This window comes from Bradyrhizobium sp. 132 (genome assembly GCF_023074185.1).
Taxonomy (GTDB): Bacteria; Pseudomonadota; Alphaproteobacteria; order Rhizobiales; family Xanthobacteraceae; genus Bradyrhizobium.
Genome location: NZ_JADPKY010000097.1, coordinates 26,359 through 49,455, shown reverse-complemented (window position 1 = coordinate 49,455; position 23,097 = coordinate 26,359). Strand labels below are relative to the sequence as shown.

Below are 23,097 nucleotides of genomic sequence, written 5' to 3'. Positions count from 1 at the left end.
TCCAAGGGCGTTGCGGCTACAACCCGAGACGGGCACCGATCGCTGAAAGCAGGCATCAGCAGCTACCGCAAAACGAAAAAGCCCCGGGCGATGCCGGGGCTTTGACGTCTGAAAGGTTAGATCAGATCAGTACTTGGCGACGAGCGGACCGGTCCAGTTGAAGCGGTAGACCAGCGAGGTCGAGATCGTCTGGTTCCAGCTGTTGGCGCGGATGCTGGTGCCGATCGGAAGATTACCAACGTCGGTGAGGGTGTCCTGGGACTTCGCATTGTAGAAGGCCGAACGATACTCGGTCTTCATGAACCAGCCGGGCGACTGGATGCCGAAGATGTTCAGGTTGTTCTCGACGCCACCGCCGATGAACCAGCCGTTGCGGTTGTAGCTGTTGAGATGGACACCAGCGGGAACGCCGGCCAGCGTCATGAAGTTGGTCTGGCCGAAGTGAGCGCCGGAGTAACCGCCGTTGACGTAGGAGAGAACGTTCGGAGCGACCAGGTAGCCGAGGCGGATACCGGCGGCCCAGGAGTCTTCCAGCTTCTGGTTGCCGGTGATGCCAAGAATCGGATCCTGGATGGTAGCGCGGATGCTGCCAAACTGACCGTCAGCGAACACGCCGGCGACCCAGGTGCCGCTGAACTGCCAGTCGTAGCCGAGACCGACGGTGCCGAACCAACCCGAGCCACCCTGGCGCTGATCGATCGTCAGGGGAACTGCGCCAACCGTGGTCTGCACGTGCTGGTCGGAGGCCGAGATGCCGCCGCCGCCGCCGCCGAAGATGTAGAAGCCGGTCCAGTTGGCGACGGGCGCCGGCATCGGGGCCTTCACGTAGGGACGGGCAGCAAGGTCAGCGGCCGAGGCCGAACCGGTCATCGCGGCAACCGCGGTCAGTGCGAGCAAAATCTTCTTCATTTTAAATCCCCAAGCTTTGGTCTGTCTGGCAGGCGCGAGCGCACTGAAGTCCGAGTGATCTGATGCCCGGACTATAGACGCTTCCCGTCGAAATGCTGTTGCAGGACAGGCACAGTCGCCGGGAAACGCCTCACGGCAGGGAATCCAAGCACCGTCGCTGAAGCTTGAAATAATGCTACATTTCCAGTGCGTTACGTCAATTTCCGAGTTTCTGATCCCGGTAACTTTTGGTTAGCAAATCTGGCTTTGTCCGAAATCGAGGCAATCCTGCATCAGCCTTGGCCCGCTGAGTCGTTGGCTGAGTCGGCTTGCGGCGCCGGAATCACGAAGTCGAGGCGAATCGTTGGCGGGATCGTTGGGGAAGGGCGGTTGTCGTCCCCACAAGCAAAAGAGCCCCGGCATCACGCCGGGGCTCTTGATGGGGACGCGGAGCGTGCAGCGTCTGAGGGTCAGACGTCCAGCAATTCCTCATTGGCGAACTCGGCCTTGTCCGAGATGAATGCGAAGCGTGCCTCGGCCTTGGTTCCCATCAGGCGCTCCACCGAATCCGCCGTGGTGTCGCGGTCGTCGGCAAGCAGGACCACCTTCAGCATGGTGCGCTTGGCGGGATCCATGGTTGTTTCCTTGAGCTGCGCCGGCATCATCTCGCCGAGGCCTTTGAAGCGGTTCACCTCGACTTTGGCGTTGGCGCTGAACTCGCTCTTGATCAACGCCGCCTTGTGCGCGTCGTCGCGGGCATAGATCGACTTCGTGCCGTTGGTCAGCTTGTAGAGCGGCGGCACGGCCAGGAAGAGGTGGCCCTCGTCGATCAGCCGCGGCATCTGCCGGTAGAAGAAGGTGATCAGCAGCGAGGCAATGTGCGCGCCGTCGACGTCGGCGTCGGTCATGATGATGATGCGCTGGTAGCGCAGGTCCTCTTCGCGATACTGCGCAAGCATGCCGCAGCCGATCGCCTGCACGAGATCGGCGAGCTGCGTGTTTGCCGTCAGCTTGTCCTTGCCGGCCGATGCGACGTTGAGGATCTTGCCGCGCAGCGGCAGCACGGCCTGGGTCTTGCGGTCGCGCGCCTGCTTGGCGCTGCCGCCGGCCGAATCGCCCTCGACGATGAAGAGTTCTGAGCCGTCCAAGCCCGCATCGCTGCAGTCGGCGAGCTTGCCGGGCAGGCGAAGCTTCTTGCCGGCGGTCTTGCGCGCGGTTTCCTTTTCCTGGCGCCGCCGCAGCCGGTCTTCGGCGCGGTCGATCACGAAGTCGAGCAGCCTGTTGGCCATATTCGGATTGCCCGACAACCAATGGTCGAACGGATCCTTCATCGCCTGTTCGACGATGCGCTGCGCTTCCGCTGTGGCGAGACGGTCCTTGGTCTGACCCTGGAATTCAGGCTCGCGCACGAACACCGAGAGCATCACGGCTGCACCCACCATCACGTCTTCCGACGTAATGGACGACGCGCGCTTGCCCTGGCCGACGCGCTCGGCGTGATCCTTCAGGCCGCGCAGAAGCGCGCTGCGCAGGCCGGATTCGTGCGTGCCGCCGTCCGGCGTCGGCACGGTGTTGGTGTAGGAGGAGAGGAAGCCGTCGGCATCGGCGGTCCAGGCCACGGCCCATTCGCAGGCGCCATGCGCGCCGTTGCGGCCCGATTTGCCGGAGAAGACGTCAGGATGCACCAGCGTGTCGGCGTGGATCGCAGCCGCCAGATAATCCTTGAGGCCACCGGGGAAGTGGAACGTCGCTTCCGCTGGCACGTCCTCGACGCCCTTGAGCAGTTCGGGCGCGCAGTTCCAGCGGATCTCGACGCCGCCGAACAGATACGCCTTCGAGCGCGTCATCTTGAACAGGCGCTGCGGCTTGAACGCGGCCTTGGCGCCGAAGATGTCGGTGTCGGGCTTGAAGCGCACACGCGTGCCGCGGCGATTGTTGACCTTGCCGAGATCCTCGAGCTTGCCCTTCGGGTGGCCGCGCTCGAACGTCATGCGATAGAGCTTCTGGCTGCGCGCGACCTCGACCTCGAGCAGCGAGGAGAGGGCGTTCACCACGGAGATGCCGACGCCGTGCAGGCCGCCCGAGGTCTCGTAGACCTTGGAGTCGAACTTGCCGCCCGAGTGCAGCGTGCACATGATGACTTCGAGTGCCGACTTCTTCGGAAACTTCGGATGCGGATCAATGGGGATGCCGCGCCCGTTGTCGATGACGGTCAAAAAGCCGTCCGCGCTCAAATCGACTCCGATGAAGGTCGCATGCCCTGCCAGCGCCTCGTCCATTGAATTGTCGATGACCTCGGCGAAAAGGTGATGCAACGCCTTCTCGTCGGTGCCACCGATATACATGCCGGGCCGGCGGCGCACCGGTTCCAGGCCTTCGAGCACCTCGATATCGGCCGCGGTGTAGTCGGCCTCCGCACCGCTCGCACGCGAGGTTGCCTTGGCGGGCGCGCGGGATTTGGGCTCGTCACCGCCAAAAAAGTCGTCTTTGGCTTTCGGTTTCAATTGCTTGGACATGTATCTTGATGTGCTTTCAGGGCCGCGGAGGCGGCGAATCGGTTACGCCGACTATGCCACGGCTCGTTTGAAAAGGTCATCGCGTGCCGGCTGGCCGGTCTGCGCGGCAGCCGATGCCAGCGATTTTACGCCACAGGCCCACCAATTCCCGGCAATTTGACGTCTGCGGCCGGTCTGGGTCGGGATTTGTGACTTGATGTCACACAAGCCATTGCCTTACCAGTCTTTTTCATCGAGCAGACCTCAAGGTGGGGCGGGAAGGCGATCTGGAATGGAGCATTATGCGCACGCACTGGCCGACTTCGTGCGTGCTCACCAGGCCTGGGCGGCCCCGATCGTGTTCCTGCTGGCCTTCGGGGAGTCGCTCGCCTTCATCTCGCTCTTGATCCCGGCCTGGGGCGCGTTGGTCGCGATCGGCGCGCTGATCGGCGCCAGCGGCATCAGCTTCTATCCAGTCTGGATCGCCGGCGGCATCGGCGCGGCGCTGGGCGACTGGGTCTCCTACTGGTTCGGCTATCGCTACAAGGAGCGGGTCGCCCAGATGTGGCCGCTCTCGCGCTATCCGGAACTCCTGCCCAGGGGCGAGGCCTTCGTTCGGAGCTGGGGCGTGCCCAGCATCTTCATCGGCCGCTTCTTCGGCCCCTTGCGTGCCTCAGTGCCGCTCGCAGCCGGCATCTTCGAGATGCCCTATTGGAGCTTCCAGGCCGCCAATTTCGTCTCGGCGCTGGTCTGGTCGGCCGCGCTCCTTCTGTTTGGCGACGTGCTTGCGAAGTTCATGGAATGGCTCTGGCGGGTGGTCTGACGCCAAAACCTTGACGAAATCCGGATATGGCTTTATAGCCGCGCGCCATGATCAACGCCGCGACCATTCTGTTCGCCCGTCGCCGCCGCCGCAGTCTTGCGGTTTGGGCGGTCGATCGCGTTTGAGATCATCGTCTTTGCCGCTGGATCCGATCCGCGGCATTCTTTCTCCTGTCAGCGCGATCTGATCCGGCGGCCCCAAGGAGGCCAACGGGAGACCACGATGTACACGCCACCCTTTTTCAAGCAGGACCGCACCGCGAGCCTGAAATTCGCAGGCGAGCGCGGCTTCGGCACCATGTGCGCCTTCGACGGCCACAAGCCTGTCGCGTCGCCGCTGCCGTTCTACCTGACCTATGCCGCTGACGGCACGCCGCAGGCCGCCTTTCATGTCGCCCGTCACAATCCGCTGCTAAAACTGGCAGGCGACGCGGCGTCCTGGCTGCTCGCGGTCAACGGCCCCGATGCCTATGTGTCGCCGGACTGGTACGTCTCGCCGGATCAGGTGCCGACCTGGCTCTACCAATCGGTGCATCTGAGCGGGCCGGTGCGGCTCCTGTCGGATGACGAGCTGGCGGTGCAGATCGACACGCTCAGCGAGAAGTTCGAAAACTGGCTGTTGCCGAAGACGCCGTGGACGTCGGGCAAGATGACGGCCGGCAGGCTGGAAGCGTTGAAGAAGGGAATTGTAGGGCTGGTCATGACGGTTGAGGAGGTCGAAGGCAGCTTCAAGCTCAACCAGCACAAGTCCGACGCCGATTATACGGCGATTGCCAATGCGCTCGGCGCGCAGCCTGCTGCCGACGCGAGAGAGATCGCGCAACTGATGCAGGACGTGAGGCCGGAAGCCTTCGCGAACGAAACGAACATGCTCGAAAGGAGCGCGCCATGAGCCTCACTGAAACGACGAAAGCACCGACCACTGGCGCTACGAAGAAGCCGGCCACCGTCTTCGTCGACGGCGGCTCGGGCACCACCGGCCTCGGCATCAACGAGCGGCTGAAGCTCCAGAGCGACGTTGCGGTGAAGACGATCGCCGACGACAAGCGCAAGGACCCCGCAGCCAAGAAGGCGCTGATGGAGGAGGTGGATCTCGTGATCCTCTGCCTGCCGGATGATGCTGCCAGGGAAACCGTCGCGCTCATCGACAGCATGGGACCGTCGGGCCCGAAGGTGCTGGACGCCTCGACCGCGTACCGGGTCGCGCCCGACTGGGCCTATGGCTTTCCGGAGCTCACGCCCGACCAGGCCGGCAAGATCAAGGCGGCGAAGAAGGTGTCCAATCCCGGTTGCTATCCGACCGGCGCGATCGCGCTATTGCGGCCGATCGTCGATGCCGGCCTGTTGCCTTCGGACTATCCCGTCACCGTCAATGCGGTGAGCGGCTATTCCGGCGGCGGCAAGTCGATGATCGCAAGCTTCGAAGACGGCAGCGCGCCGCCCTTCGAGCTCTACGGCCTCGGCTTCGAGCACAAGCATCTGCCGGAGATGCAGCTTTATTCGAACCTGACGCGACGGCCGATCTTCATTCCCTCTGTCGGCAACTACCGGCAGGGCATGCTGGTCTCGGTGCCGCTTCAACTCGACACGCTGCCCGGCAAGCCTGATGGTGCAGACCTGCAAGCCGCACTGGCAAAGCGTTACGCCGGCTCGAAGTATGTTTCGGTGATGCCGCTTCAGAACGAGACGACCAAGGGCGGCAAGCTCGAGCCGGAAGCGCTCAACGAGACCAACATGCTCGAGCTCTACGTCTTCGCCAGCGACAAGTACCATCAGGCGGTGCTGGTCGCGCGGCTCGACAATCTCGGCAAGGGCGCCTCGGGGGCCGCCGTGCAGAACATGCGGCTGATGCTGGGCCTACCGGAGAAGTAGGGCACGGTAGTGCCCCGGACGCAGCGCAGCGCCTCTTGGCGGTGCGCTGCAGAGCCGGGGCCCATTGTTACTTTGCTGCAGCCTTATGGGTCCCGGCTCGCGCTTCGCGCGTCCGGGACAGGAGACCTCAGTACTTCGCGATGATCGGTCCGCCGAACCTGTAGTTGATGCGTGCGGTGATCAAGTCGACATCCTGACCGATGCGTTCGGTGCGCGAGAACGTTCCGGCAGCGGGCGCTGCGAGGCCAGTTGCCAGCAGGTTGACGTCGTGCCGACCCATGAACAAGTGGTCGTATTCGAGGCCAACCGACCAGTTCTGGGCAAAACCGTATTCGAAGCCGACGCCGACCGTGCCGCCCCAGCGGGTCTCCTTGGCGCCGTCGAACTCGGCCCCGGCCAGACCGCCGGTCCCGATGCCGGCGTAGCGATCGCGGGTGACCGCGGCGCCGCCCTTCGCGTAAAGCAGCACGTTGTTCCAGGCGTACCCGACCTGGCCGGTGAAGAGGCCGAAGGCATCAACGCGGGTGCGGTTCGCGACGCCGAACACGGTGCTGGTATTCCGGCCGGAGAGGTCGGCCCAATCGCCCTGCGCTTCGAGACCGAACACGAAGGCGTTGCTCTGCCAGCGATAGCCGATCTGGCCGCCGGCGACGGCGCCCGTCGCATCATGGCATCCTTCGGCAGTTGCGGGGGAGAAACCAACCGTCTGGTCCCAGCACTTGTGCGACGTACCATAGCCGCCGTTGGCGCCGATGTAGAAGCCGCTCCAATTGTAGACCGCAGCGATCATCGGCGGCGCCTTGGTGTACGGGCGGGCGGCGAGATCAGCGGCGTTGGCCTGGGTCGCGACGGCTGCGAGTGAGATCGCGCCGAGCGCAGATATCATCTTCCAATTCATGTCTGCCCCGAATCAATCAATTGCGATGGGCGAATATAGCTGCGGACGGGTGACAACCTGTAGAGGCAATCCGGAGCGCCGGTTGTTTTTGCCGCAGTGTCATCCTTCGGCAACACCGCCGGTTGATGCCGGGCTGCTTGCAGAGTAGGCAGGCTGGTCGAGGACCTGCCGAAGTGAGTGACGCCATGGATGAGACCACATTGCAGTTCTACCGGGAGAACGCCGAGGCTTATGCCGGATGGGCCAAGGCGCCCTCGACGCGGCTGCGCGGTTTTCTGGCTTTGCTGCAACCCAGTAGCTCGATCCTCGAACTCGGCTGTGGTGCCGGCAATCATTCGGCGGTGATGCTGGTCGAAGGTTTTTCGGTGCGCGCTACCGACGGCTCGCCTGAAATGGCCGAGATCGCGTCGCGGCGGCTCGGTCATCCCGTCGAGGCGATGCGGTTCGACCAGCTTGACGCGCACGAGGCCTATGACGGCGCCTGGGCCAGCGCCTGTCTCCTGCACGTGCCGCGCGACGAGCTCGCCGGCATCCTGGCGCGGATTCATCGCGCGCTCAGGCCGTCAGGCGTGTTCTATGCCAGCTACAAGATGGGCGAGGGCGACGGCCGGGACAGCCTCGGGCGCTATTACAATTATGCGTCGGCAGAATGGCTCGAGGCGGCCTACGCCACCGCGGGGCCATGGATCACGCTGTCGTCGGACAGGAACGTGATCCAGAGCTTTGACGAGACACCGGCGAACATGCTGCATCTCGTCGTTCGCAAGGCCTGATCTCAAAGCAGGGCCTGAGCTCAAACCGCCTTGAAGATCGCCACCGCCAGCACCGCCTGTGCGACGAAGCCGACGGTGAAGGCCAACGTGCGGAAGATCGGGATCCCGAGCGCATAGACGATCAGATGCGCGACGCGCGACCAGAAATAGACGGCGCAAGCAAGCACCGTCCATTTCGAGGAATAGTCGATGGCGTTCAGGATCAGCACCAGCGGTGCGAACAGCACGAGGTTCTCGACGGCGTTGTCATGCGCGAACATCAGGCGGTTCGCCCATTCCGACTGCGGCTTGTCGGCGCGCGAGGGATTGGCCATCGCGCCACCGAGACCGCGAATCTGGCAGCGGTTGATGGTGTAGGGAATCCAGAGGATTCCGGTCAGGACCACCGTCAGTGTCAGCCAGAACAGTTCACGCGTCATAACCCGGTCCCCTCTGTCGTCGCTGTGTTGAGAGCGAGCTTATACAAGCGCGCAAGATTGCGCCATGCGCAAAGAATTCTCCACTATGCGCGAACTCTGACATAGCTGCCGGGGGCGTCCTCGATCGGAGGCAGCGCTTCGCTGCCGACCGCGCGCGCCGCCACCTCCGCGGGATCAAGTGTGCCAAGCCATTGGCGCCAGTCCGGCCACCACGAGCCCTTGTGCTCGACCGCGCCCTTCATCCACTCGGCGACGTTGACGTCCTTGACGTTGTCGTTGGTCCAGTACTGGTACTTGTTCGAGGCGGGCGGGTTGACGACGCCGGCGATGTGGCCCGAGCCGGACAGCACATATTTCACCGGACCGCCGAAGAATTGCGAGCCGTACAGCACCGATTCGGCCGGCGCAATGTGGTCTTCGCGGGTGGCAAGATTGTAGACGGGCACCATGACCTTGGAGAGGTCGAGCAGGGTGTTGTCGAGCACCATCGTGCCGGTCGACAGCCGGTTCTCCAGATAGCAATTGCGCAGATAGTAGGAATGGTTCGACGCCGTCATGCGCGTGGCGTCCGAATTCCAGTGCAGCAGGTCGAACGCGCTCGGCTGCTGGCCTTTGAGGTAATTGCTGACGACATAGGACCAGATCAAATCGTTGGAGCGCAGCATGTTGAAGGCCATCGCCATCTTGGACCCTTCGAGCACGCCGGCCGCCTTCATGTCCTGCTCCAGCGCTGCGATCTGCTCCTCGTCGACGAACACGAGAAGGTCGCCCGCATGGGTGAAGTCGACCTGTGCCGCGAAGAACGTCGCGGACGCCACGCGCTGGCGGCGCTTCTCGGCGAGCCAGGCCAGCGTCGTCGCGAGCATGGTGCCGCCGACGCAATAGCCGGCGGTGTGCACCTTCATCTCGCCAGTGACCTTCTCGATCACGTCCATCGCCGTGAGCGGGCCTTCCTTCATGTAGTCTTCCCAGCTCTTGGTGCCGAGCCGCTTGTCGGGATTGACCCATGAGATCACGAACACGGTGACGCCCTGGTCGACGCACCACTTGATGTAGGATTTCTCCGGCTTGAGATCGAGGATGTAGAACTTGTTGATCCAGGGCGGGATGATCAGGAGCGGCGTGCGCAGCACATTCTCCGTGGTTGGAGAATACTGGATCAGCTGCATCATCTCGTTCTGGTAGATCACTTTGCCCGGCGTCGTCGCCATGTTGACGCCGACGACGAGATTGTCCGGATTGGATTGGCGGATCTTCAGGACGCCCTTGCCGGCTGCGATGTCCTCGGCCAGCATCTTCAGGCCGCGCGCGAGATTTTCGCCGTTGCTGGCCAACGTCGCGCGCAGCACTTCCGGATTGGTCAGCACGAAGTTGGACGGCGACAGCGCGTTGGTGACCTGCTGGATGTAGAACTCGGCCTTGCGGCGGGTCTGTGGATCGAGCCCCTCGGCGTCGCGCACCAGCTCATGCGCGAATTTCGTCGTGAGCAGATAGAGCTGCATCACGAAATCGAAGAACTGGTTCGACTTCCATTCCGGATCGGCAAAGCGCTTGTCGCGCGGCGAGGGCGCGATCGCGGGCGGAGCGTCCTGGCCAGCCATGCGGCGCGCCGCCGAGCCCCAGAGGTCGAGATAGTCCTTGGCGAGCCTGGTCTGGAGATCGGACGCGCGTGATGTGTCCGACAGCCAGTATTCGGCGACCGCGGTGAAGGTCTTGACGACCTCGGTAAGCTCGGCCGGCGGACGATCCTGCACCTCGCCGCTCTCGCGGGGCTTGAGGTAGGCAGCGAGCGCCTTGCCGCCGCTTTCCATCGCCCGCGCGACATTCATCGCGAAGGCTTCCGCATCGAACTTCGTCTCGGGTTTGGGCGTGTCGGTCGTGGCCATGCTCATGAGCAGAACAGTAACGATTCATTCCGTATTCGTCACCGCGAAGCTCGCATGTTTGGCGTTAAACACTCTCGAAGATGTGTTGCAGTGCGACAAATTTTCTTGGTTCCGTCACAATCGAGCCGCACCGCTCGGCTTGGTGGTCCCGGGCTGTTTTCTCGCTCGCGCCATTTGGGCAGCAATGGTTTGAGCTTGCGTGCGGACTTCGGTAAGGTTGTCGGGGCCGTGCTTTGGGACGAGTAGGGGATTTCCCAAGTGTTGGCGTTGAGGGACCTGCAAAAGTCGCGGCTGATCTGTGGCGCGCTGCTGATGGCGGCGCTTGCCCTGGGCGGCTGCTCGAGCCAACTCGCGGATATGACGCCCGCCGATGCGCAAGCGCATCCCAGGGAGCCCGGCAGCTATTTGCCGGTGCACGATCTCCCGCCGGATCGCGATCAGGCGGTCATCCCGCCGGACCAACGCGCCAAGATCGAGGCCGAGCTCGCTGCCGCGCGCGACCGTCAGGCCGTTGCCGGCAAGGACGCGAAGTAAGGCGCTGCAAGGTAATCGCTGGCGCCTCCGCCTTGCCGTGCTAAAAGACCTCAGTTCAGCCGAGAGTCAGGGCGAACGACTTCAGTCACCGCCATCGATGATTGCTCTAAGCATTTGATTTTGAGTGATTTTCGTGAACGAGGCGGGCGCCTTTTCGCATGGTCGTTATGGCCTGTCGATTCTGTCCTGACCGGTTGCCCGGAGCCGAGAGAGCCATGGAAGAATTTTACCGCATCCGCCGCCTTCCGCCTTACGTGTTCGAGCAGGTGAACCGGGCCAAGGCGGCCGCGCGGAATGCCGGCGCCGACATCATCGACCTCGGCATGGGCAATCCGGACCTGCCGGCGCCAGCGCACGTGCTGGAGAAGCTGAAGGAGACACTGGGCAAGCCGCGCACCGACCGCTACTCGGCCTCTCGTGGCATCAACGGCTTGCGCAAGGCCCAGGCCGGCTACTACGCCCGCCGCTTTGGCGTGAAGCTCAATCCCGACACCCAGGTCGTGGCGACGCTCGGCTCCAAGGAGGGCTTTGCCAACGTGGCGCAGGCGATCACTGCGCCCGGCGACGTCATCCTCTGCCCGAACCCGAGCTATCCAATTCACGCGTTCGGCTTTTTGATGGCGGGCGGCGTGATCCGCTCGGTGCCTTCGGAGCCAACCCCGCAGTTCTTCGAGGCGGTGGAGCGCGCGATCGTCCACTCGATTCCGAAGCCGCTGGCGCTGGTCGTCTGTTACCCCTCGAACCCGACCGCCTATGTCGCGAGCCTTGACTTCTACAAGGACTTGGTCGCGTTCGCGAAGAAGCACGAAATCCTGATCCTGTCCGATCTCGCTTACGCCGAGGTCTATTTCGACGAAAACAACCCACCGCCCTCGGTGCTGCAGGTGCCCGGCGCGATGGACGTCACCGTCGAGTTCACCTCGATGTCGAAGACCTATTCGATGGCCGGCTGGCGCATGGGCTTTGCGGTCGGCAATGAGCGCGTGATCGCGGCGCTCGCGCGCGTCAAATCCTATCTCGACTACGGCGCGTTCACGCCGGTGCAGGTCGCCGCGACCGCCGCGCTGAACGGCCCCGACGATTGCATCAGGGAGATGCGCGACACCTACCGCAAGCGGCGCGACGCGCTGGTGGAATCGTTCGGCCGTGCCGGCTGGGAGATCCCGCCGCCGGAGGCCTCGATGTTCGCCTGGGTGCCGCTGCCGGAAGCCTTCCGCAGCGTCGGCAGCATGCAGTTCGCGACCCTGATGGTGGAGAAATCCGGCGTCGCGGTCTCGCCCGGCGCCGGCTTCGGCGAGCATGGTGAAGGATATATCCGCATCGCCATGGTGGAAAACGAGCAACGGATCAGGCAGGCCGCGCGCGGCGTGCGCCGCTTCCTTGAAAGCGGCATCGAAACGTTGCACAACGTCGTTCCGCTCGCCAATCGGCGTTAAGTTCTCTTCCGCAGGTTTTCTGAAGCATCATGGTTGCACCCCTGAAAGTGGGCATAGCGGGGCTCGGCACCGTGGGCGCCGAAGTTGTCCGTTTGATTGAAACACAGGCCCGCGTGCTCGCGGGCCGCAGCGGACGCGGCATCCGCGTCGTCGCCGTCACCGCGCGCTCGAAGGCCAAGAAGCGCGCCGTCGATCTGCGCGGTGTCGAATGGGTCAAGGATCCGCTTGCCCTCGCCATGCATCCCGGCATCGACTGCTTCGTCGAGCTGATGGGCGGCTCGGGCGATCCCGCGCTGGCGGCGGTCGAAGCCGCGCTCAGCGCCGGCAAGTCCGTCGTCACCGCCAACAAGGCGCTGCTCGCCAAGCACGGCCTCAAGCTGGCAAAAGCCGCTGAAAAGCACGGCGGCGCGCTGAATTTCGAGGCAGCGGTCGGCGCCGCGATCCCCGTCATCAAAACGTTACGCGAGGGTCTTGCCGGAACCGGCATCAACCGCGTCTACGGCATCCTCAACGGCACCTGCAATTACATCCTGACCCGGATGGAGCAGGAGGGCCTGTCGTTCGCCGAATGCCTGAAGGATGCGCAGCGGCTCGGCTATGCCGAGGCCAATCCGTCCTTCGATGTCGACGGCCACGACACCGCGCAAAAACTCGCTATTCTTGCCAGCCTCGCTTTCGGCACGAAAGTTGCTCAAAGCGCGGTGTATGTCGAAGGCATCTCCTCCATCGCGCCGGAAGATCTCCGTGCCGCTGACGATCTCGGTTACCGGCTCAAGCTGCTCGGCGTCGCGGTTCGCACCGCCAAGGGCATCGAGCAGCGCGTGCATCCGACCATGGTTCCAAAATCCTCCTCGATCGCACAGGTGATGGGTGTCACCAATGCGGTCACGATCGACGGCGAGGGCATCCCGCCGATCACGCTGGTCGGCCCCGGTGCCGGCGGCGCGGCGACCGCATCCGCCGTCGTTGCCGACATCGCCGATGTCGCGCGCGGCATTCGCGCCAATCCGTTCGGCCGGCCGATTTCGCAGCTGCGCGTCACCAAGAAGGCGCCGATGGAGCGCCACGAGGGCGGCTACTACATCCGTCTTCTGGCACGCGATTTCCCGGGCACCGCGGCTGCGATCGCGACCCGGCTCGCGGAGCAGAAGATTTCGATCGAGTCGATCGTGCAGCGCCACCCCAATGGCGGCGCTGCGCCGGCAAACGGCAAGGCGGTCCCGGTGCCCGTTATCCTGATCACCTATGCCACGCACGAGGACGCCGTGCGCCGCGCGCTCGCGGCCGTGCAGCGCGACAAGGTGATCAGCGGACGGCCGCAGGTGATCCGGATCGAGAAGAACTAAGGCATGCTCCGGAAAAGTGTGAAGCGGTTTTCCGGAAAGAGCATGCTTAAACAATGACACGGTTCGAACGAACTGTGGGTGTTACGAGTTGATGCGGGTGGAGATTTCCGTCCAAACTGTTGCGAAGGAGTTAGCCGATGTCGACCCATATTTCAGTCCCGCCGCAAGCGTTGCTCGAGCGGATTCTCACGCTGGAGATCGTGCGCGTGACGGAGCGGGCGGCGGTGTCTTCGGCGCGTCTGCGCGGGCACGGCAATGAGAAGGCTGCCGACCAGGCCGCGGTGGACGCGATGCGGCGCGAGCTCAACAAGCTGCCGATCGAAGGCACCATCGTGATCGGCGAGGGTGAGCGCGACGAGGCGCCGATGCTCTTCATCGGCGAGAAGGTCGGCATGAACGCCGGCCCGAAAGTCGACATCGCGGTCGACCCACTCGAAGGCACCACGCTGTGCGCCAAGGCCATGCCGGGCTCGATTGCCACCATGGCAATGGCCGACGGCGGCACGCTGCTGCACGCGCCCGACGTCTACATGCAGAAGCTCGCGATCGGCCCCGGTTACGCCAAGGGCGTCGTCGATCTCGATGCCACGCCGGCTGACAACGTCCGCCGCCTCGCCAAGGCCAAGGGTGTCCAACCGGACGGCATCACCGTTCTCGTGCTCGACCGTCCGCGCCATGCCAGCATCATCGAGAGCGTGCGCTCGACGGGTGCCGCCGTGCGTCTGATCACGGACGGCGATGTCGCCGGCGTGATCCATTGCGCCGACCCCGACAATACCGGCGTCGATATGTATCTCGGCACCGGCGGTGCGCCGGAAGGCGTGCTCGCGGCCGTGGCGCTGCGCTGCATCGGCGGCCAGATGCAGTGCCGCCTCATCCTCGACTCCGACGAGAAGCGCGAGCGTGCGGCCAAGATGGGCGTCAACGATCCCAAGATGATCTACGGCATTGAGGACATGGCCCGCGGCGACTGCCTGTTCGCCGCCACCGGCGTCACCACGGGCTCGCTGCTCTCGGGCGTCAAATTCCGCAAGGATGGCGTGATCGAGACCGAGACGGTCGTGATGCGCTCCGTCACCGGCACCGTGCGCTACATCAAGGCCGAGCACCGCGAGCTGGCGAAGTTCCACCTGGACTAAGTCACAACGTGCGGCCGTCATTCCGGGCCTGCGCCTCGCGGCGCCCCGGCATGACCAAGAACAAGCAATACACAGGGAAGCGTCGATGTCTGACCTCACCGCCGTCAAAGCCCTGGTGTTCGACGTGTTCGGCACCGTCGTGGACTGGCGCACGAGCTTGATCACCGATTTCATGTGGTGGGCGAAGGGGCGCGGCATTTCCGCCGACTGGACCGCCTTGGTCGACGGCTGGCGCGGCATGTACATGGCCTCGATGGATGACGTGCGCAAACATCCCGAGCGCGGCTATGTCATGTTAGATGATCTGCATCGCCGCTCGCTCGAAAAGCTGGTCGCGCAATTTTCGATCAAAGACCTGACCGAAGCCGATCTCGATCACCTCACCAAGGGTTGGCACCGCCTGCACCCGTGGCCCGACAGCGTCGCCGGTCTGACGCGGCTGAAGTCGAAATTCGTGATCTCGCCGCTGTCGAACGGCAATGTCGCGCTGCTGACCAACATGGCGAAATTCGCAGGGCTTCCCTGGGACCTCATCATGTCGGCCGAACTGTTCGAGCACTACAAGCCCGACTCTGAGACCTATCTCGGCGCCGCGTGCCTGCTGTGCCTCAAGCCGGAGCAGGTGATGATGGTCGCCGCCCACAACGGCGATCTCGCCGCCGCGCAGAAGAATGGTCTGAAGACCGCCTTCGTGGCGCGGCCGACCGAATACGGTCCGCTCCAGAAAGTCGACTTCGAGGCGACTGGCAATTGGGACATCGTCGCGAAGGATTTTGGCGGCATCGCCGACAAGCTCGGGTGCTAGGGCGGCTGACACCCATGCGAGGCGGACGAGGCCCGGATGCTGAATATGAAGGCCATGGCTCAGCCTTGCAGCACGTGCCAGGGAGCAAAGGCGTTGTTTACGCCCTCGAGCGCCGGTCCGAGTTGCGGCACATGCCGCAGCAGGACCGATTTCATTCCGTTGTTGTGGATCCAGTCCAGACCGAAGTTGGTGTAGACTTCCGCCCGGTAGTCGTCGGTGAAAAACCGGTCGCTCTTGAGACGCCGCGATGCCATCAGTATGAAGATGCGGAAGGCGGTATCGCTGAAGCCAAAACCGTCCGGCAGGTCCTCGGCCAATAGTCCGACCATCAGATCAACGCGATCGACGTCGCCCTTGTAGATCGCGCGCATCTTCCTGGCCGCGCCGGGGATGCTGGTGATTTCCTCGAATGTCTTGACCCGCTTCTTTCCGACCAGCTCGCGGAAACGGTTGTAGCGCGGCACGCCGCGCTCGCGGTCGCGCATGATATCGATCGCGGCCACATCGAGCAACGGCTGGCCGTCTTTCGTGAACTGGCGCAGGAAGTTGGGATAATTATGGAGGCGAATAGCGCCGGGATGAGCGGTGCCGAAGGAGTACATCAGGTTGGCGAAGCCGTGCGTCTCCATGAACTTGCGGGAGACGCCTCCCTGCATATCGACCAGCTTGCAGTGTTCGACCTCTGCGGCTTCGAGCCGCCGCACATCCATGTCGTCCGGGATCAGCGGGTGCAGGCGGTAGACGGCGGTGAATTCCTCAGTCATGGCGTAGGGCGCGCTGTGCTGCTCCGTCGGAGAACCGACGATACCAAAGGCGGCTTCGCTGTTCTTGCCGAGCACCGCGCGCAGCACCCGATACGGTATCCCCGACCAATTGGCGTGCATGCTGAAGTCCAGCGCAGGATGGCCGAGGATGCCTGGCGTCCATTCGACGGTGTGGATCTTGGCGATCAGGGCCGCGTTGATCAGGCGCGCACGCTGGAATAGCTCCTCGTCATCCCAGGTCGGATACCGCGTCTTCAAGCCGTCGCAGATGATATTGTGCTCGCGTGCGAAGAGGTTGTGCAGCAGGCTGAGCCCGACCCACCAATTGTCATTGAAGCCGGTGAGATCGGCGCCCGGATGGACTGGATCGGCTGGAAGCATCCCATCATCGCCGACCGTGATCTTTCCATCTGCCCCGAAACGGATCTGCATCTGCCTCGCGCGGTCGCTGCCGTAGATCTGTCCGGCGTCCCACCAGTGCGAGTTGAGGTTGCGGAATGTGGGGGTCGCGCCGAGCCATGGTTCGCGTGATGTCTCGTCGCAAACAGTGCGACGGATCTTCATGCAGCCGTCGATCCGCTCGGGCCAAGTGTCGCCCGGCCTGAGCGGGATTTTGAACTCGTTTCCCCGCTTGGGTACCCCATGGCTGAACCAGTTATGGGTTTCGAACTGGATCCAGGCCGCAGCCAGCAGATTGAGGCTGGTCGCGGGAATAAATTCGTCGCGCGCCAGCAACTCCTCCGAAATCACGCGCGGATTGGGTTCGAGCAGATCGTCTACGCTGTCCGGCACGCATTCCGGCAGCGCGAAATTGCGTCCGAACCGGGCACCAGCCATCCCCATGCGCGGATGGTCGAGGCTGTTGAAGGAGCCGTCGGCGGAACGCCACCGGTCATTGCCCGTGCTCCAGCCAGGCAATGTCGTGCCGTAGCCGGTATGGTGCAGATTGTGCTTCCGCAGCCGGTCGCGGAACGCCGAAAGATTGGCAGCTCCGAGCAGGGTCGGCAGTTTGTCCCATGTGACAAAGAAGTTGATGGCCCGATAGACAACGTCCTGGACCCCTTGGAGCAGGTCACGATGGAAGATAAAACAATCGTTCTCGCGGGACATTGACGCTCCCAAACACAACCGCGTGAAATTAGTTTCACTTGCATCTAGTAAGTGTAGTTCAACAGCCCCAAAATGCCCGTTTGCCAACGCCGCCGGAGGCCTCACGAATTGCAGTTCTTTGCCGGTCGGCCGGACGGCAGTGATCGTTCGGATGGTCCGGGCGGCGCGTGCGCCACCCGGACCTGATCCGACGATCTACAACGTCATCTGCATCGGTTCGGGATAATAGTGGAAGCCTTCACCGACCTTGCCGACATGGCCGTAGCCGGGCCAGGCGAAGTGATAGGACATCACAGGCGTCTTGTTCGCCGCAAGCATGGTCAGCAGTTTCACGCGCGACTCGGCCGCCTGCTTCGGGTCGGTGTCGTAGGAGAATTCCATCCGGGGACGCTCGAGCAGCAGCACGGGATGATGTGAGAGATCGCCGAGGAAGGCGAAGGACTTGCCGGCCGACGAGACCATGAAGATGGTGTGGCCGACGGTGTGACCGGGCGCTGCGATCGCCTGTATGCCGGGCAGGAATTCCTGGCCGTCCTTGAAGAAGACGATGCGGTCACGGACCGGCAGCAGGTTCTTGCGGGCGTGAACGACGAAGTCCTTGACCGGACTCCCCAGCTTGCTTTCGTCGGTCCAGAAGTCGAAATCGGTCTGCGAAATGTAGATCTGCGCGTTCGGAAACAGCGGCTTGCCGCCGTCGTCCACGATGCCGCCGATGTGGTCGATATGGGCATGCGAGCAGACCACCGCATCGATGTCACCAGGCTTGATACCGGCCTCGGTCATGCTCTTCTGCTGCCGGCCGGTGGTGGCGCCGAACATCTTGGATGAGCCCATGCCGGTATCGAACAGGATGAGCTTGTCGCCCGTGTTCACGATCGGCGAGTTCTGCTCCAGCACGACATTGTCCGGCGACAGGAAATTGTCGGACAGCATCTTCTTCACCTCTTCCTTGGAAACGCCGGTGAAGGTGCCGGAGGGATCGCCGAGCGGCAGCGGTCCGTCGGAGACGACGGTGACTTCTGCGTCGCCGAGCACGAAGCGGTGCCAGTAGGGCGTTTGCGTGCCGAGCTTGGGAGCGCGCGCCATCGCGCTGCTGCCGAACATGGCGCTGGCACCAAGTCCGGCGCCAAGCGACAGCAGGGATCGACGTGAGACATTGAGTGTCATTCGTTTCCTCCACTTTATTCTTTTGAGCTGCGCGAATTTGTCGCGCGTTAAGTCGGCCTGAAGCCAGCGGTGAGATGCTGCGCCGGTTCAGACACGCTAGCAAGTGGAATTGGTCTGCGGATGATCGCGGCTTGTCGCAGTTGGCGGTGCAATTCCGGCGCGCGACAAAAGACGTTCGTTGCTGACTTTTGTCGTCAGCACGATCCGGTCAAGCCTGCCGCAATGCAATCAATGATTGTGTCGCGATTATGTCGTCTAACCACGCGATGCGATGGGACGGTAAGATTTTTTTAGGTCGCGAACGCTGTCTTACGCAATTCTCAGCGTGAGGTCATTGCCTTCCGTCTCTGCAAAGCCCGCCTGCAAGACCTCTTCGCGCTTGTGGCGCAGATGCGCACGCAGGATGTGCGAGAGGCCGGCGCCATCGCGCCGCTGCAGCGCGTTCAGGATCGCCTCGTGCTCGCTGACGGCAAATGCCCAGCGCTGCGGCGTCATCGGCGTGACATAGCGCGCGCGGCGGATGCGCGCGGTCACGGACGTATACAGCCCCGCAAGCACTGGGTTTCCGGCCGCTGCGACGATGCCTTCGTGAATGGCGCGGTTGCCGCGATAGTACTGGATCAAATCGCCCTCGCGATAATGCCGCACCATGTCCGCGTGCGCGGCGGCGATCGCGTCGATTTCGGCATCGGTGATGCGTTCGCAGGCGAGCTCGCCGGCGAGCGCCTCGAGACCCTGGCAGACCTCGAACAGGTCGCGCATGTCCTTGTCGGTCAGTTTCGCGGCGCGCGAGCCGCGATGGGGCAGGAGCTGCACGAGCCCTTCGGCTGCGAGCACCTTGAGCGCCTCGCGCAGCGGTGTGCGCGAAATCTCGAGCCGCTCGCACAGCTCGCGCTCGGGAATCCGCGCACCCGGCGGGATTTCGCCGTCGAGCAGGATGGCGCGGATACGGCCGACGACGTCCTCATGAAGCATGGGTCTCAGGTCCATTTGAATGCAAAATCGAAGATACATGCGCAGTATTGCAAGTTTTAGCTTGAAAAGCGATAATTTTGCATTCAAAAATGTAAAAAACAGAAGGACATGAGGAAATGGACCAGCAGGTCGAGGCGGAAGACCTCGTTTTCGAGCGCCAGGACGGCATCGGGCGGATCACTTTCAACCGCCCGCAGGCGCGCAACGCCTTCACCTTCGCGATGTACGAGCGGCTCGCCGCGATCTGCGAAGAGGTCAATGACGATCATGCGATCAAGGTGCTGGTGCTGCGCGGGGCCGGCGACAAGGCGTTTGCCTCGGGCACCGACATCAATCAGTTCCGCGAGTTCAAGTCGTCGCAGGACGCGATCGACTACGAGAACCGTATCGATCGGGTGCTGACCACGCTCGAGGCGTGCCGGGTGCCGACGATCGCGGCGATCAACGGGTTCTGCACCGGCGGCGGTGCGGGCATTGCGGCGGCCTGTGACCTTCGCATCGGCACCAGAAGCGCGAAAATCGGCTTTCCCATCGCCCGGACACTGGGCAATTGCCTGTCGATGTCCAATGTCAGCCGTCTCACGTCGCTGATCGGCGCCGCGCGCGTCAAGGACCTGATCTTCACCGCGCGCCTCGTTGACGCCACGGAGGCCGCCAGCGTCGGGCTGCTCGGCGAGGTCGTCGAGGATCTTGCCGCGCTCGACCGGCGTGCCGACGAGGTCGCGCGGCTCGTCGCCAGTCATGCGCCGCTGACGCTGAATGCGACCAAGCAGGCCGTGGCGCGCCTGCAAAGGCGGCTGACGCGGGACGAGGGCGAAGACCTCATCCTGATGTGCTACACGAGCCAGGATTTTCGCGAAGGGCTCGATGCTTTCCTCACCAAGCGCGCGCCGCAATGGCGCGGCCAATAGGACGGGCCGATGCAAAGCGATCGATCGCAATCAATCTCCCGCCGTTCGGGGCCGCTTGCCGGCCTCAAGGTCATCGATCTCACCCATGTCATGGCCGGGCCGACCTGCACCCTGATGCTGGCCGACATGGGCGCCGACGTCATCAAGATCGAGAAATCGCCGAATGGCGACGACACCCGCCATTCGGTGCCGCCGAAGATCGGCGATGAGGCGGCCTCCTTCCTGATGATGAACCGCAACAAGCGCGGCATCGTGCTGGACCTCAAGACCGACGGCGGCAAAGCGGTGCTGCGACGGCTGATTGCGGACGCCGACGTGCTGGTCGAGAACTTTGCGCCCGGCGCGATGGAGCGCCTCGGCTTCGGATACGAGGCGCTGCACGAAAAATTCCCGACGCTGATCTATTGCTCGCTGTCGGGCTTCGGCCGTACCGGTCCTTACAAGCACCGCCGCGGCTTCGATCTGGTCGCCCAGGCCATGAGTGGCATCATGAGCTTTACCGGCGAACGTCCCGACGGTCCGCCCGTGAAGTGCGGTCCGCCGCTGTCCGACATCACCGCCGGACTGCTCGCGAGCATGGGAATCCTCGCGGCGTATACGCACCGCCTCAAGACCGGCGAAGGGCAGTGGGTCGAGACCTCGCTCTATGAGGCCGCGCTGGTGCAGACCTATTGGCAATCGACCATTGCGCTGGCCGCGGGCACCGCGCCGCGCGCGATGGGCTCTGCTCATCCGCTCAACGCGCCGTATCAGGCGTTCGAGGCCTCGGACGGCTGGCTCGTGGTCGGCGGCGCCAACAAGAAGCACTGGCTGTTGATGCTGGAGGCCCTCGGCGCGAGCGAACTCGCCGCCGATCCGCGCTTCGTCACCGGGGCCGACCGGATGGCGCATTTGAAGGAGCTCGAAGCCGTCCTGAGCGAGCGCTTCCGCACCCAGACCCGGGCGCACTGGCTCGCGGCGCTGGACGAGAAGGGTGTTCCGTGCGGACCCGTGCACGACATGCTGGAGGCGCTCAGCGATCCGCAGACGCTGGCGCGCGAGATGGTCGTCGAGGTCGAGCACTCCACGCTCGGTCCGGTGAAGACGATCGGTCTTCCGGTCAAGTTTTCGGAGACCCCAGGCAAAGTGCGTACGGGCGCGCCGGTCTACGGCGAGCATACGCGCGAGGTGCTGGCCGAGCACGGGTTCGACCAGAAGCAGATCGAAGCGCTCGAACAAGAAGGCGCAATCGTCCTGGCAGCAGGAAGACGCGAGGAACGCGTCGCCTGACGGAACGTCAAAACGACAAGAACAAAAGACAAAAATCAGCTGGAGGACATCATGGGTCGGACGTCAACATTTCTGCTCTCCGCAGCCGCAATCCTGCTCGCCGGCACGATGCCGGCGCTCTCGGCCTGGCAGCCGCAAAAACCGATCGAGTTCGTGGCGACCGCCGGGCCCGGCGGCGGCACCGACAACCTCGCGCGCGCCGTGCAGAACATCATCACCAAGCACAAGCTGACGGAGCAGCCGGTCGTCGTCGTCAACAAGGGCGGCGGCAGCGGCGCGGAAGGCTATGTCTACGGCAAGGCGTCCGCCGGCGATCCCTACAAGGTGATCTTCGGCACGTCGAATGCCTGGCAGCAGCCGCTCGTCTCCAAGGTCGCCTTCAACTACACCGATCTCACCCCGATCGCAGCGATGGCGCAGGACGAGTTCCTGCTCTGGGTCAAGCAGGACTCGCCTTTCAAGACGGCGGGCGATTATCTGAAGGCGGCCGCATCGGGCGAATTCAAGATGGGCGGCGCTCAGTCGAAGGATACCGACGAGGTGCTGACCCGCATGATCGAGAAGGCAGGTCATGTCAAGATGACCTACATTCCGTTCAAGAGCGGCGCCGAAGCTGCCGTGCAGCTCGCCGGCGGACACCTCGACTCCCACGTCAACAATCCCAGCGAGAGCCTCGGGCAATGGCGCGGTGGAACGCAGCGCCCGCTTTGCGTTTTCAGTCCGAAGCGACTGCCGCAGGGCGCCAAGATCACCGCGACCGAAGGCTGGGGCGACGTTCCGACCTGTGTCGAACAGGGCCTCGACATCAAGCAATATGAGCAGCCGCGGACGGTGTGGTTGCCTGGCAAGGTCACTCCGGACCAGGCCGCGTTCTATATCGACTTGATGAAGAAGGTGCAGGCGACGCCGGATTGGAAGGACTACATTGAGAAGAGCTCCCAGATCGACACGTTCCTGACCGGCACCGAGTTCGACAATTTCATCAAGGAGGACCTTGAGCGCGTCAGGCTGGTTGCGGGCGAGCAGGGCTGGTTGGTCAAGTAAGGCGGTGACACCGCAATGACGTTCTGACATCTCGTGACGGACCGGAGCCCTCGATGATCTCACGCCGTGCGCTTGAACTTGCGACCGCCATCCTCACCGGCAGCTTTGGTGTGGCCGTCGTTGTCTCCAGCCTCGACAACGGCATCGGCTGGTCCAGCGCGGGCGTGGATGCCGGGACGTTCCCGTTCCTGACCGGAATCATCATCGTGCTCGGAAGCCTTTACAATCTGGTGCGAGGCGTTCTGCCGGCCACGGCGCTCGCAAATGTTCCCATCGCAATCACGCCGATCGAGCTGCGCCGGCTTGCCGGCCTGTTCGTGCCGGCCGCGATTTTCGTCGCCGCAATCCCCTTGGCCGGGATGTATGTCGCCTCGTCGCTCTATGTCTTCGCAGTGCTTGCGATCCCCAAGTACCAATCCGTGCCGCGTGCTCTGGCCATGGCTGCGGCAACGGCGCTCGCGCTCTATGCCGTGTTCGAGCGCATGTTCCAAGTGAGCTTGCCGCACGGCGCGCTCGCCGCGGCGCTTGGCTTCTGACGGAGAGG

Annotated in this window: 21 protein-coding genes; 13 read left to right on the top strand and 8 right to left on the bottom strand. The window is 63.4% G+C overall.

Annotated elements, in window-relative coordinates; all coding sequences use genetic code 11:
* Nucleotides 1–126: 126 nt before the first annotated feature.
* Nucleotides 127–909, bottom strand: a complete 783-nt coding sequence (locus IVA74_RS18970; RefSeq protein WP_247347111.1) for an outer membrane beta-barrel protein — start codon at nt 907–909, stop codon at nt 127–129.
* 449 nt (nt 910–1,358) lie between these two features.
* Nucleotides 1,359–3,404, bottom strand: coding sequence for a DNA topoisomerase IV subunit B (gene parE / locus IVA74_RS18965; protein WP_247347110.1), 2,046 nt, complete (start codon nt 3,402–3,404; stop codon nt 1,359–1,361).
* 271 nt (nt 3,405–3,675) lie between these two features.
* Between parE and IVA74_RS18960 the strand changes: the two genes are divergently transcribed.
* From IVA74_RS18960 to argC, 3 genes are all read left to right on the top strand, one after another.
* The gene (locus tag IVA74_RS18960; RefSeq protein ID WP_247347109.1) at nt 3,676–4,206 is read left to right on the top strand and encodes a DedA family protein; all 531 of its coding nucleotides are present in this window, start codon (nt 3,676–3,678) and stop codon (nt 4,204–4,206) included.
* Between the two features lie 222 nt (nt 4,207–4,428).
* Nucleotides 4,429–5,097: an FMN-binding negative transcriptional regulator gene (locus IVA74_RS18955; RefSeq protein ID WP_247347108.1), complete on the top strand. Its 669-nt coding sequence runs from the start codon at nt 4,429–4,431 to the stop codon at nt 5,095–5,097.
* The gene (gene argC, locus IVA74_RS18950) at nt 5,094–6,077 is read left to right on the top strand and encodes an N-acetyl-gamma-glutamyl-phosphate reductase (protein ID WP_247347106.1); all 984 of its coding nucleotides are present in this window, start codon (nt 5,094–5,096) and stop codon (nt 6,075–6,077) included. Before IVA74_RS18955 ends, argC begins: the two co-directional genes overlap by 4 nt.
* A 127-nt stretch (nt 6,078–6,204) precedes the next feature.
* Here argC and IVA74_RS18945 read toward each other — a convergent pair whose 3' ends face one another.
* On the bottom strand, nt 6,205–6,975 hold the full coding sequence (locus IVA74_RS18945) for an outer membrane beta-barrel protein (RefSeq protein ID WP_247347105.1): 771 nt from the start codon (nt 6,973–6,975) through the stop codon (nt 6,205–6,207).
* Between the two features lie 185 nt (nt 6,976–7,160).
* Between IVA74_RS18945 and IVA74_RS18940 the strand changes: the two genes are divergently transcribed.
* On the top strand, nt 7,161–7,748 hold the full coding sequence (locus tag IVA74_RS18940; protein WP_247347104.1) for a class I SAM-dependent methyltransferase: 588 nt from the start codon (nt 7,161–7,163) through the stop codon (nt 7,746–7,748).
* A 20-nt stretch (nt 7,749–7,768) separates the two neighbouring features.
* Here the strand turns inward: IVA74_RS18940 and IVA74_RS18935 are convergent, their stop codons facing one another.
* Both IVA74_RS18935 and phaC read right to left on the bottom strand, forming a co-directional pair.
* Entirely contained in the window at nt 7,769–8,167 is a 399-nt protein-coding gene (locus IVA74_RS18935; RefSeq protein WP_247347103.1) for an MAPEG family protein, read from the bottom strand.
* A gap of 83 nt (nt 8,168–8,250) precedes the next feature.
* Complete coding sequence (gene phaC / locus IVA74_RS18930) at nt 8,251–10,059, bottom strand: class I poly(R)-hydroxyalkanoic acid synthase (RefSeq protein ID WP_247347102.1); 1,809 nt, start codon at nt 10,057–10,059, stop codon at nt 8,251–8,253.
* A 252-nt stretch (nt 10,060–10,311) separates the two neighbouring features.
* Here phaC and IVA74_RS18925 point away from each other — a divergent pair, with 252 nt between their 5' ends.
* The 5 genes from IVA74_RS18925 to IVA74_RS18905 all read left to right on the top strand — a co-directional run bounded on the left by IVA74_RS18925 (nt 10,312) and on the right by IVA74_RS18905 (nt 15,313).
* Nucleotides 10,312–10,587: a hypothetical protein gene (locus IVA74_RS18925; protein WP_247347100.1), complete on the top strand. Its 276-nt coding sequence runs from the start codon at nt 10,312–10,314 to the stop codon at nt 10,585–10,587.
* Between the two features lie 215 nt (nt 10,588–10,802).
* Nucleotides 10,803–12,023: an LL-diaminopimelate aminotransferase gene (locus IVA74_RS18920; protein ID WP_247347097.1), complete on the top strand. Its 1,221-nt coding sequence runs from the start codon at nt 10,803–10,805 to the stop codon at nt 12,021–12,023.
* 29 nt (nt 12,024–12,052) lie between these two features.
* Entirely contained in the window at nt 12,053–13,369 is a 1,317-nt protein-coding gene (locus IVA74_RS18915; RefSeq protein WP_247347095.1) for a homoserine dehydrogenase, read from the top strand.
* A 137-nt stretch (nt 13,370–13,506) separates the two neighbouring features.
* Complete coding sequence (glpX, locus tag IVA74_RS18910) at nt 13,507–14,508, top strand: class II fructose-bisphosphatase (RefSeq protein WP_247347093.1); 1,002 nt, start codon at nt 13,507–13,509, stop codon at nt 14,506–14,508.
* 85 nt (nt 14,509–14,593) lie between these two features.
* On the top strand, nt 14,594–15,313 hold the full coding sequence (locus IVA74_RS18905) for a haloacid dehalogenase type II (RefSeq protein ID WP_247347090.1): 720 nt from the start codon (nt 14,594–14,596) through the stop codon (nt 15,311–15,313).
* A gap of 59 nt (nt 15,314–15,372) precedes the next feature.
* Here IVA74_RS18905 and IVA74_RS18900 read toward each other — a convergent pair whose 3' ends face one another.
* The 3 genes from IVA74_RS18900 to IVA74_RS18890 form a co-directional block, all read right to left on the bottom strand.
* Nucleotides 15,373–17,292 carry a peroxidase family protein gene (locus IVA74_RS18900; RefSeq protein ID WP_247347088.1) on the bottom strand — a complete coding sequence of 640 codons (1,920 nt, stop codon included), beginning with the start codon at nt 17,290–17,292 and terminating at the stop codon, nt 15,373–15,375.
* A gap of 90 nt (nt 17,293–17,382) precedes the next feature.
* Nucleotides 17,383–18,354, bottom strand: a complete 972-nt coding sequence (locus IVA74_RS18895; RefSeq protein ID WP_247347087.1) for an MBL fold metallo-hydrolase — start codon at nt 18,352–18,354, stop codon at nt 17,383–17,385.
* Nucleotides 18,355–18,663: 309 nt separating this feature from the next.
* Entirely contained in the window at nt 18,664–19,329 is a 666-nt protein-coding gene (locus IVA74_RS18890) for a GntR family transcriptional regulator (protein ID WP_247347086.1), read from the bottom strand.
* A gap of 116 nt (nt 19,330–19,445) precedes the next feature.
* Between IVA74_RS18890 and IVA74_RS18885 the strand changes: the two genes are divergently transcribed.
* From IVA74_RS18885 to IVA74_RS18870, 4 genes are read left to right on the top strand one after another with little or no spacing between them, the layout of a single operon-like run.
* A complete protein-coding gene (locus IVA74_RS18885) occupies nt 19,446–20,240 on the top strand; it encodes an enoyl-CoA hydratase/isomerase family protein (protein ID WP_247347085.1) in 795 nt (264 codons plus the stop codon).
* A 9-nt stretch (nt 20,241–20,249) separates the two neighbouring features.
* The gene (locus tag IVA74_RS18880) at nt 20,250–21,509 is read left to right on the top strand and encodes a CoA transferase (protein WP_247347084.1); all 1,260 of its coding nucleotides are present in this window, start codon (nt 20,250–20,252) and stop codon (nt 21,507–21,509) included.
* Nucleotides 21,510–21,560: 51 nt separating this feature from the next.
* Complete coding sequence (locus tag IVA74_RS18875) at nt 21,561–22,553, top strand: tripartite tricarboxylate transporter substrate-binding protein (RefSeq protein ID WP_247347083.1); 993 nt, start codon at nt 21,561–21,563, stop codon at nt 22,551–22,553.
* 53 nt (nt 22,554–22,606) lie between these two features.
* Nucleotides 22,607–23,089 (top strand): tripartite tricarboxylate transporter TctB family protein, encoded by a 483-nt coding sequence (locus IVA74_RS18870; protein WP_247347080.1) that lies wholly within the window; start codon nt 22,607–22,609, stop codon nt 23,087–23,089.
* The last annotated feature ends 8 nt before the right edge of the window (nt 23,090–23,097 follow it).

Excerpts from the sequence above, each read along its gene's own strand:
- IVA74_RS18935 (WP_247347103.1), bottom strand. The coding sequence starts at position 8,167 with ATGACGCGTGAACTGTTCTGGCTGACACTGACGGTGGTCCTGACCGGA.
- IVA74_RS18875 (WP_247347083.1), top strand. The coding sequence starts at position 21,561 with ATGGGTCGGACGTCAACATTTCTGCTCTCCGCAGCCGCAATCCTGCTC.
- parE (WP_247347110.1), bottom strand. The coding sequence starts at position 3,404 with ATGTCCAAGCAATTGAAACCGAAAGCCAAAGACGACTTTTTTGGCGGT.
- argC (WP_247347106.1), top strand. The coding sequence starts at position 5,094 with ATGAGCCTCACTGAAACGACGAAAGCACCGACCACTGGCGCTACGAAG.
- phaC (WP_247347102.1), bottom strand. The coding sequence starts at position 10,059 with ATGAGCATGGCCACGACCGACACGCCCAAACCCGAGACGAAGTTCGAT.
- IVA74_RS18960 (WP_247347109.1), top strand. The coding sequence starts at position 3,676 with ATGGAGCATTATGCGCACGCACTGGCCGACTTCGTGCGTGCTCACCAG.
- IVA74_RS18970 (WP_247347111.1), bottom strand. The coding sequence starts at position 909 with ATGAAGAAGATTTTGCTCGCACTGACCGCGGTTGCCGCGATGACCGGT.
- IVA74_RS18870 (WP_247347080.1), top strand. The coding sequence starts at position 22,607 with ATGATCTCACGCCGTGCGCTTGAACTTGCGACCGCCATCCTCACCGGC.
- IVA74_RS18920 (WP_247347097.1), top strand. The coding sequence starts at position 10,803 with ATGGAAGAATTTTACCGCATCCGCCGCCTTCCGCCTTACGTGTTCGAG.
- IVA74_RS18915 (WP_247347095.1), top strand. The coding sequence starts at position 12,053 with ATGGTTGCACCCCTGAAAGTGGGCATAGCGGGGCTCGGCACCGTGGGC.
- IVA74_RS18885 (WP_247347085.1), top strand. The coding sequence starts at position 19,446 with ATGGACCAGCAGGTCGAGGCGGAAGACCTCGTTTTCGAGCGCCAGGAC.
- IVA74_RS18940 (WP_247347104.1), top strand. The coding sequence starts at position 7,161 with ATGGATGAGACCACATTGCAGTTCTACCGGGAGAACGCCGAGGCTTAT.
- IVA74_RS18945 (WP_247347105.1), bottom strand. The coding sequence starts at position 6,975 with ATGAATTGGAAGATGATATCTGCGCTCGGCGCGATCTCACTCGCAGCC.
- IVA74_RS18880 (WP_247347084.1), top strand. The coding sequence starts at position 20,250 with ATGCAAAGCGATCGATCGCAATCAATCTCCCGCCGTTCGGGGCCGCTT.
- IVA74_RS18895 (WP_247347087.1), bottom strand. The coding sequence starts at position 18,354 with ATGACACTCAATGTCTCACGTCGATCCCTGCTGTCGCTTGGCGCCGGA.
- glpX (WP_247347093.1), top strand. The coding sequence starts at position 13,507 with ATGTCGACCCATATTTCAGTCCCGCCGCAAGCGTTGCTCGAGCGGATT.
- IVA74_RS18955 (WP_247347108.1), top strand. The coding sequence starts at position 4,429 with ATGTACACGCCACCCTTTTTCAAGCAGGACCGCACCGCGAGCCTGAAA.
- IVA74_RS18905 (WP_247347090.1), top strand. The coding sequence starts at position 14,594 with ATGTCTGACCTCACCGCCGTCAAAGCCCTGGTGTTCGACGTGTTCGGC.
- IVA74_RS18890 (WP_247347086.1), bottom strand. The coding sequence starts at position 19,329 with ATGCTTCATGAGGACGTCGTCGGCCGTATCCGCGCCATCCTGCTCGAC.